At 67.4% G+C, this 9,761-nt stretch carries 4 protein-coding genes; all 4 read left to right on the top strand.

Annotation, left to right across the window (positions count from 1 at the left end; all coding sequences use genetic code 11):
* Positions 1 to 31 precede the first annotated feature (31 nt).
* The 4 genes from JNK99_RS00350 to JNK99_RS00335 all read left to right on the top strand — a co-directional run bounded on the left by JNK99_RS00350 (position 32) and on the right by JNK99_RS00335 (position 9,625).
* Positions 32 to 3,211 carry a DUF6519 domain-containing protein gene (locus JNK99_RS00350; protein WP_291847009.1) on the top strand — a complete coding sequence of 1,060 codons (3,180 nt, stop codon included), beginning with the start codon at positions 32 to 34 and terminating at the stop codon, positions 3,209 to 3,211.
* 74 nt (positions 3,212 to 3,285) lie between these two features.
* On the top strand, positions 3,286 to 4,509 hold the full coding sequence (locus JNK99_RS00345) for a DUF4157 domain-containing protein (RefSeq protein ID WP_291847007.1): 1,224 nt from the start codon (positions 3,286 to 3,288) through the stop codon (positions 4,507 to 4,509).
* Positions 4,510 to 4,603: 94 nt separating this feature from the next.
* Positions 4,604 to 5,533, top strand: a complete 930-nt coding sequence (locus JNK99_RS00340; protein WP_291847004.1) for a hypothetical protein — start codon at positions 4,604 to 4,606, stop codon at positions 5,531 to 5,533.
* 9 nt (positions 5,534 to 5,542) lie between these two features.
* Positions 5,543 to 9,625 carry a DUF4157 domain-containing protein gene (locus JNK99_RS00335; RefSeq protein ID WP_291847001.1) on the top strand — a complete coding sequence of 1,361 codons (4,083 nt, stop codon included), beginning with the start codon at positions 5,543 to 5,545 and terminating at the stop codon, positions 9,623 to 9,625.
* The last annotated feature ends 136 nt before the right edge of the window (positions 9,626 to 9,761 follow it).

Below are 9,761 nucleotides of genomic sequence, written 5' to 3'. Positions count from 1 at the left end.
GCTCCACCGCAACCGAGATAGGACATAGCCCATGAAAACCCAGATCTCTCGCGACACCTTCCAGCCCGCTCGCAACTACTCCGGCGTGCAGCTCCAGCAAGGCCGGATGATCGTCGACGCCGACTGGAACGAACTCTCGGATATCGTGCGTGCCCGCCTCGAAACCGCGCTGGCCGACGCCGTATCCTCGGGCGCGCCGTGCGTCGGTGGCCTCGAGCTGTTCCTCTCCGGTGCTAACCTGCGCATCCGCCCGGGCCGCATCTACGTCGAAGGCGTTCCGGCGGCGATCAGCGGTCCGAGCAGCGGCATCGTGCTGACCGCTCAGCCCGACTACCCGAATTCTCCCGCACTGCCGGCCGCCGGCGATCTGCGCTTCTATGCCGACCTGTGGGAACGTTCGGTGACCGCCCTGGAAGACTCCGAACTGATGGACCCCGGCCTGCATGGCGCGGACACCGCGGCGCGCAGCCAGACCATGCTGCAGGTGAAATGGTGCGACCCGGCGCTCAACCCCTCCGATGCGACGATCAACCCGCCACTCGGCAACGCTCCACTGAGCTTGCAGCTGCGCTCGATCGCCGCCGCCGGAGATCCCTGCGACCCCTGTGCGGCCGAAGTCGAAGTCGATGAGCGAATCGGCAACTACCTGTTCCGCGTCGAGGTGCATGCGGTCGAACGCTCCGGCGCCGACACCCTGGTCACCCTCAAGTGGTCGCGCGACAACGGCGCCGAAGCCTACGCCGTCGGGGCGACGCCGGCCGGCTTCGGACAGGGGTCCTGGGCATGGGAATTCTTCGACGCGGCCAGCGAGAGGCAGCTCGGCAACCACCTCACCAGCGGCTTCCAGGCGCGGCGTGGAATTCTCGCCGAGAACTTCACGGTTCCCGCGGGTGCCACCGACCCCAAGGCCTTCGTTCGCCAATGGGACGGCTTTGCCACGATCAACCTCGGCAGCAACACGCTGCTCGGCGGACTGGACCGCGGCACCACCCTCTCGGCGGCGCTTGCCGCTGACGCACACGGCCGGGTGGACATCGCCGGCGGGACATTCTCGGCCAACCTCGAGCTGCTCGAAATCGACCTCGCCTACGCCGGCCGCAGTTTCGTTCCTGGCGACTACTGGCTGGCCACCGTGCGCGAGGCGGTCCAGTCGAGTGGCGACCTGGTGCTCGACGCACAGCCGCCGCGCGGCCCAAGGCACCATTATCTGGAGCTCGGCCGGCGGATCGGCGGCGCACTGCTGCCGCCACCGGGAATCACCGCCGACGCACACCGCCGGCGCCTGCATTTTCCGTCACTCGCCAACCTGACTGCGGCCGATGTCGCATTCAGCGAACCGGCCGGCTGCAGCGGTCTCTACGCCGGAGCGCCCAATGTTCAGGAGGCGCTGGCCCGCATCTGCCAGATCGGCGCCGCCAACGTCGGCGTCACCCTGCCGACGCCGCTGCCGGCCAACACCGTTGCCAGCCTGCTGGCGACGCAACTCGGCGCCGGCTGGCCCGACCTCGACGGACAGCCGCGCACGCCATCGGTCCAGGACATGCTGCAAGCTCTGCTGCTGACCGCCAATGCCGCGGCCCTGCCCTACACCGTACCGACCTGCGGCACGCCTGCCGCCCCGACCGTGCGCAGCCTGCTCAATCTGACGCCCGGTCCGAGCCAGGTCGACGCGGTCCTGCAGCAACTGCTGTGCAACCTGAGCGGTGACCGTCTACCGCTCAACCCGGCGACGCTGACCTGCCCGGACCTGATCAACTCCGGCGAAACGACACTGCAGGGCGGGCTCGACTTCCTCTGCCGGACCCGGCTGACAAGCTGCGCGGTAACCGTGCCGGTCGGCCAGCTCGAAACCCTGCTGCGCGATTTCGCCGCCGGCAACGTCAGCGACCTGTGGCTGTGCCTGCTACCCGGAGAACATCGCATCGAAGCCGCTCTGACCATCAGCGGCAAACGCAGCCTGCGCATCAGCGCTGCCGCTGCCGGCGCCAGCGCACTGCGCGTGGTGACCGGCGTACTCAGCCTGGAGGCCCAGGAACTGGGCCTCGAAGGGATCGGCGCCATCTGCGTCACGGCTTCGCGCGTCGTGCTGCGCGCCAACCGCATGGTCGCCAACCGCTGCACTTTCAGCCGCAACAGCAGCAGCGACAGCCTGCCGCCGATGGTCCGTATCGAGGCACTGAGCAATGGCGCCGAGCTGATCTGGCGCGACAACGTGATGAGCGACACCTGGTCACGGCCGGTCGAGGCGGGTGGCGGCTTCGACGTGTTCAATCCGGACCTGGTGGGTAACGCCGCGGTGGTCGCCGCCGCCAACAATATCCGCAACAACCCCGGCATCTACCAAGATGCCGTGCTCTATGAACAGGCTGCCATACAGCTTACCAACGCCGTCAATGGCATGACCGGCGCCGAGCGGCTGGCCTGGCGCGACCGGGTGAACAACGCGCCGCGCGAGGCGGCAAGGGCTGCCGGCCTGGACGAGCCGCTTGGCCGTGCCGCGCTGATCAACAACGCCCTGCTGATCGACAGCCAGCCGCTGCTCGCCAACGCCAGCTTCGGGGTGCGCGACCGCTTCGAAACTCAGAGCAGTTTTGTCGGCAGCATCGACCGCATCAACGCTGCTGCCGGCAATGCCGCTGCCGTGCGGGCCGAAATGGACGAACTGGTGGCGATTCTCTTCGAGTTCGGCTATGGCGTGGCGCTCGGGGTGGCCAGCAACCAGCTCTCGGGCAGCCTCACCGACAACCATTTCGACGGCGAGCTCCTGTTGATGAACGGACTCAACAGCGGCCTCGACCCGCAGGACGTGACCATCGCGGCGCGCAGCGGCACCGTTGCCAACAGCGTCGGCAGCGCCACCGGCCACCTCAGCCTCACCGGCAACCGCATCCAGCGCCTGTGGGCACGGCTGCCCAACGGCTCGGTCGGCAACAACACGCTGCTGCAGACGGTACCCGGCTATGCTTCGCTGTCGCTGTCGAGCAACCAGTTCTTCGAGTTTGGACATTCCGTCGTGGCGGCGGTACTCACCGTACAGGGCAATCGCTTCATCGATGGCGGCAGCGGCAGCCGTTCTATCGCCCGCCTGCTGGGCAATCGAACGGCGATCACCGGCAACGTCGCCGCCGCCGGCAACGAAGCGGCGGTGATCACGGTGGTCGGCCCGTCAATGGCCGCATCCGCCAATTTGGTGAGCATCAACCGCGTCTAGGGGCGAATCGGGCGGCGGCAGCCGCTCTGCGTCTCGCCAACCGGACCAGAAGATTGCAGGAGAGGAGGTCAAGCATGCACACCCATCTGATCCGCTTGCGCAGTCGCGCCACCGTTTCCCGCGGCGTCGCGCCACCCCACCCGCAGCACGCGCGCACCGCTGCCGAACGGCTCTCCACGGCGCTCGGCAGCCCGCTGCAGACCAAGCTGACGCTCGGCGCACCGGGCGACGCGCACGAACGCGAGGCGGATGCCGTCGCCGAACGCGTGCTGCGCATGCCCGCAGCAGTCGGCTCGCTGCACCCGGTCGGCGAAGGCATACAGCGCATGTGCAGCGAGTGCGAGGAGGAAGAAGCGGTGCAGCGCAAGACTGCCGAGGAGGAGAGCGAAGAGGAAGAAGTGCAGACCAAGGCGAGCGCCAATCAGCCGGCCGGTGGTCAGCTCGCCACCACGACCGCCACCGCCATTCAGTCGCAACGCGGCCGTGGACAGCAGTTGCCGGCCAGCGAACGCGCCTTTTTCGAACCGCGTTTCGGTACCGCGCTCGACAAGGTCGTGCTGCACACCGATGGCGGCGCGGCCGATCTCTCTTCGAGACTGTCGGCGCGTGCCTTCACCGTCGGCCGCGATGTCTTCTTCGGCAGTGGTGAATACCGTCCAGGAACCCCCTCCGGCCGTCACCTGCTGGCGCACGAACTGACCCACGTCCTCCAGCAGGACGGTGCCTCGGCGACCCCGGTTCGGCGACTGTCGATTTCCCAATACCACTTTCACCAGGGCACTTGCGGCGAACGCAATGTGCAGTGGGTATTCAGCCTCGATGCGCCGGCGGCAACCGACGGTTACATCGTGCAGAAGGTGGCGCCGACGGAAGTCACCATGGGCTGTGGCATCTTCGGTGGGATGTCGCCTTCGGCGGAAGTGTACTGGGAAGCCTGGAAGATCAAGAAGGGTGACAAGGTTGACTGGACCACCACTCGCGATTCGTGGACCGACGGCAGCAGCTATCCGGCCCACCCCAATGGCCTCGGCAATCAGATCACTCCGGGCCTGGTGAAGTTCTTTCCGATTTCCACGACCGGCGACCTGGGCGATTTCGGTGTCGCGCCGGCAACCAGCAATGGCTGGGGCCCGGGCAAGGTCAAACGCGCCGGCGATCTTCCCTCGACCGCCAGCGAACCGTCGTGGTGGGGAGACAAGCCGGTCGAAGGCCCGGCGACGCGGATGGCCAGCTTGAGCTGGGCCTGTTGCGACCCCGACCCCAAAAAACACACCAGCGAGGTCAAGGCCAAACCCTGAAAGAGGGACCCGCCGCCATGCAAGAGATCGGCGTGCGCAGCAGGCGATACCCGCTGCCGGATGCCGGCGACGCCCCCGACGCGGAGCATGCGCGGTGAAAATCCGGCAGGCGCGGCAGGCGGCGCCCGCCCGGCACAGGGCGACCCCCTTGCCGCACCCGCGCAGCGATGGCGGCGTACGCGAGATCATCCGGCGACAGGACAAACCACCAGAGAGGAAAGGGTCGGAGGCTTCGGCGCTGGCCACCGGCGTCCTGCGCAGCAGCGGCTTCGGCGACTGGCACTATATCGCCTACCTCGACCAGCGAACCATCCTGCTCGCCCGCAATGTCTCCAGTACCCATCGCGAGCGGCGCATCGGCAGCATTCCCTGGATCACCCGCAACCCCGGAAACATCACGGTTTCCCAGAAACCCGAGCAGGAAACCGGTCCGGGCCCCAGGGAAGCTTTCAGGCAGGGCGCCTACGCCAAAGGCGGGACCACCCAGCAGGACCCGGCAACCTTACGCTACGCGGTATTCCCCAGTGTCGCCGAAGGACTGGCGGCAATCTGGCCGCAACTCGTCGTGCTCAATCAGAGCAACGGTGGCAAACTCACTCTGCTTGGCGCAATGAAGATCTTCAAGGGTGTCGAAGCCAGCGAAACGACAGGGGTGAAGGACAGCTACGTGGCGGAAATCGCCGACCTGCTGACCGACATCATCCTCGAACACGGCGACACTGAAGAAGGCGCCGAGAGCGGCCCGGGCCCGGCGCGCAGCGCGGCGCGCAAGGCGGCACTGGCAATTCTCGCCACCCCGATGAGCCAACTCTCAGCCTCCGACGTTCGCTTCGACATGGCCCGGGATGCACTGGTGCAGAAGGAAGGCGGGCTGAACGCCCCGGGCGTCACCTACCATTGCGCGCAAGGCTTTCTGGCCAACCATCGCACTGCTTACAGCGACGCGCAGTGGACGGCAATCGAAGCGCTGAAGGCTTCCGTACCGGTACTCGGCGAACTGCGCCGCGTCCTGGTCTGTCCCTGAGATCTCGCCATGCAGACCGCGACCCTGATCCAGAAACCGGCCCAGCCAGCGTCGAGCGTGCACCATGGCCGCCAGCCACACGCCGGCGAGGTTCGCCGCAGTGTCGCTCCGGACTCCCTTCGGCAACCAGCGCCCGGCGCCCGCAGCCCGATCGCGCAAGCCTTGCGACCGCGGCTCAAGCTTGGCAAAGCGGGGGACGAAGCGGAGCAGCAGGCCGAGCGGATTGCCGAACGAGCCAGCAAGGCCCCCACGCCGAGGGTGGGCCAGGTGGCTTCACCGCCGACCGGTAGCGTCGCGGTACGCCGGGCGATGGCTCCCGCTCCGCCTGGCGGCACCGAAGCGAAGAGCGATGAGACACGGCTCCCCGAGTCCATCGAGGAGCGACTGCTCGCCCTGCAGACAGGCGGGCAGCCCCTGCCAGTGGAAGTGCGCTGCGACATGGAGGCGCGGCTCGGCATCCACCTCGAATCGGTGCGCATCCATACCGATACCGAAGCGGCACGGCTCAACCAAGCGGTCGGCGCCCACGCCTTTGCCATCGGCGAGCACATCGCCTTCAATCATGGACGTTTTGCGCCTGATCAACCGGCCGGTCGCCATCTGCTGGCACACGAGCTGGCGCATGTCGCGCAACACCGCCAGCAGGCCGGCACGCTGGAGCAGACACCGGTGCGACGCGGTTTCTGGAGCGATCTCTACGACTCGGCAGCGGAGACCCTCGGCGACATCGCCGACTGGGCCTGGGACCAGGTGCAGGAATTTGGCTGGCGGCTGGTGCGCTCGATCTCGCCCGAGTTCGAACGGAGCCTGCGCGCCATCCTCGACGAAGGCATCCTGGTCTGGCTGGGCCGCCAGGTGGCGCACGCCTGGGACGCCTATATCGGCACCCTGCGCGCACTGGTGCCGTTCGACGGGCCGCGCCAACTGATCGACCTCTTCGCCGGCATGGTCGAGCGTGCGGCGGCGATCGTCGCCGCCCTCGCCTCCGGTGACTGCGCACCGCTGATGGCGGCAATCGACTCGCTCAAGACCTTCGTCGTCGAGACCGTCGGCGTCGCCTGGGACCGGCTCACCGAATTCCTGCGGCCGATCGGCGAATTCTTCAGCGAACTCTGGAACAACTTCGGAGCGCCCGCCGTACGCTGGCTGCAGGACTTCGGCGGCGTCGTCTGGGAAGGCATACAGGAACTGGGGCGGCGCTTCTGGGAGTGGATCCGGCCGGTGCGCGAGGCTGCCGAACGGGTGTGGAACTGGTTCAAGGACCTGCTCTTCGGCTCCTCCGAGGCTGACGACAGCGGCGCCAGCCAGGGCGGCGTGCTCGGCTGGATCAGCCGCAAGGCCGGCGAGGCCTGGGACTGGGTCAAGCAACAGACCCGCCCGGTGTGGCAACCGGTGGCTGACTTCGCCAGCCAGGTGACCGAACTGATCCCGCCCGCCTTCGTACGCGAGATGGGCGAGCATGCGCAGCAGTTGTCGGCCGATCTCGACGCCGCCGGCGGCGGCCTGGAAGGTGGCGATGGCGTACCCGAGAATCGCGACACGCTGGCCTCGATCCTGCCGTCGGTGGAGAACATCATCGCTACCGTGCGACGCATCATCGTCGGCGCCGGCGAATGGGTGTCGGCGCGCATCGGCGCCATTGCCAGCGCCGTCAGCAGCCTGATCGGGCGCCTTGCGGCCGATACCCTGTTGTCCTGGCTGGCGGCAGCCTTCGGCTGGCTGTCCGAACTGCTCCAGACCCTGACCGGCTGGGCGCAGCAGCAGGTCAGCGGCCTGTTCAACTGGCTGGTGCAGGGTTTCGACGCCCTGACGCCGTTCATCCGGCTGGTGCTAGAAACCGTGCGCAAGGTCATCACCATCGCCGGCGACCTGTTGCAACTGCCGCTGCTCATCCTCAATTCGATCTGGCAGCAGGTTCCGGCCTGTATCCGCGAGCCGGTCGAGAGCTTCATCCGCAACCAGATCCTGGCCCGCATCCCAGTCTTCGGACAGTTCTTCAGCGATCCCGAACTCTGGCCGCGCGTGCAGCAGACCGCGTTGACCATCCTGCGGCGCCTCTTCGTCGACGGTGACATCGCCGGCGCGGCCTGGCTGTTCTTCCAGTCGATCCTGAGTCTCCTGGGTTTGCCGCCGGAACTGGTCATCCAGGTACTGGCCAAGGCGGCCCGGGCAATCGGCGACATCCTCAGCAACCCGATCGGCTTCCTGATCAATCTGCTGCGCGCCATGGGCGCCGGCATGATGGGCTTCTTCAGCCGGATCGGCACCCACCTGCTCACCGGCTTCACCGGCTGGCTGTTCGGCGCGGTGCGCGAGGCCGGCATCAACCCGCCGGCCGACTTTTCGCTGCGTTCCGTGCTCGGTTTCGTGCTCGAGGTGCTCGGGGTGACGGTGGACAACATCTTCCGCCACCTGTCCGAACGCGTCGGGCCGGAAGTCGTCGCCCGGCTGCGCAGCATGCTCGACATTGCCACCGGCGTCTGGGGTTTCGTTGCCACCCTGGTCAACGAAGGCCCGGCCGGCCTCTGGCGCGAACTCAGCGAACGCCTGTCCAGCCTGTGGGATAGCGTGGTCGAAGGCGTCGTCGGCTTCATCACCGAACGCGTCATCGGTTGGGCGACGCGCTGGCTGGTTTCGCTGCTCGACGTCACCGGCATCATGCCGGTGATCAACACCCTGATCGCCATCTACCGGGCAATCGAGTCGTTCATGGAGTATCTGCGCGAACTTCTGGAGATCGTCTCGCGCGTCCTCGACGGCGTCATCGGTATCGCGCGCGGCGCTATCGACGAAGGTGCGACCTTCCTTGAGAACGCGATGGCCGGCGCACTGCCGGTCGCCATCGGCTTCCTTGCCAACCAGGCTGGCCTCGGCCGGCTGTCGGCCCGGCTGCGCGAGATCCTTGGCGGACTGCGCGAACGGGTCGACCAGGCGATCGACTGGCTGATCGAACGCGCTCTGCGCCTCGGCCGGGCAGTGCTCGACCTGGTTCGGCGCGGCGCCGGCGCGGTGCGCCGTGGCGTCAGCCGGCTGCGTGAGTGGTGGCGATCCAGGCACGGTTTCCGTGCGGCAGACGGCGCTGAGCACAGCGTTTACATCCAGGGTAGCGGTCGCTCGGCGCAGATCATGGTGGCCAGCGAGCCAACGCCGTACACCACCTTCATCCGCAACACCACGGTGCCGGCCGACAAGCGCGCCGACAAGGAGCGCGCCGTCGACATCGCCCAGCGCCTCGATGCGGCGATCGATGCCGCCGCCCGCGCCCCGGTCGGCGCCGCCGCTCCCTCCGCCTCTGGTGCCGCACCGGCAGCCGGTGGCGCGGCAGTCGCCACCGACCACGCCACCATCATCGATGGCCTGATGGGTGAACTGGCCGAAACAACGGCGCGCTTCATGCCGAGTGGTGGCGCCAACCCGCCGTCGACACCGCCGGTTTATGGCAACACCAACGCCGCCGGCTACGGCAGCAGCGCCACCGTCCTTCGCCTGACCAGCAACCGCAGCTTCCGCGGCAGCGAACCCAGCCGCTCGCTGCACACTCCGGCGTATACGCGCCTCAACCAGCGCCGCTCGCGCATTGGTGCACGCGGCAGTTACTATGTCCTCGGGCACCTGCTCAACCACAACATCGGTGGTCCCGGCGACACCTGGCAGAACCTGACTCCGCTGTCGCAGGGCGCCAACAACCGGCGTGGCGACTCGATGCTGCACGGCTTCGAGAAACTGGTCAAGGATGCGGTGGACGCACCGCGCGTCGCTGATCGCAAGGTCGTCAACTTCATCGTCACCGCCAACTACAGCATGCCTTCGCGGGCCAGTGAGGCGCAGGAAGCGCTCGCCAACGCGCGCCGCGCGACGGACGAAAGCGAGAAGAGCCGCTGGCTGGCAGTCCGCGAGGTGGTGCAGGAAGAGGTCACCGTACCACGCAGCGTCAGCCTGCGTGCCTATGCCCTCAACCCGGATGGCACGCGCGACAGGCAGATTGGTTCCGGCGCCGATGTCGAGAACATCCCGGCTGCCGAACTCGACATCGACCAGTATGGTGTCAACCCACGCCCAGGAATCATCGGGGAGCACCGCAGTGAACTCTGAGCAACCCAACCCCGCGCGCGGGCCAGGTGTTCCTGAAGAAACGACGATGCGCGACAAGGTGAACGGCGACGCCGAGATGACCGACACGTCATTGGTGCGAGTTCGCGGCGTTAGCCGACGCCGTAGTGCGAGCCCG

Source organism: Accumulibacter sp., from assembly GCF_016789985.1.
Taxonomy (GTDB): domain Bacteria; phylum Pseudomonadota; class Gammaproteobacteria; order Burkholderiales; family Rhodocyclaceae; genus Accumulibacter.
The sequence above is the reverse complement of the archived record's forward strand: the minus strand, read 5'-3'. Positions and strand labels throughout refer to the sequence as shown.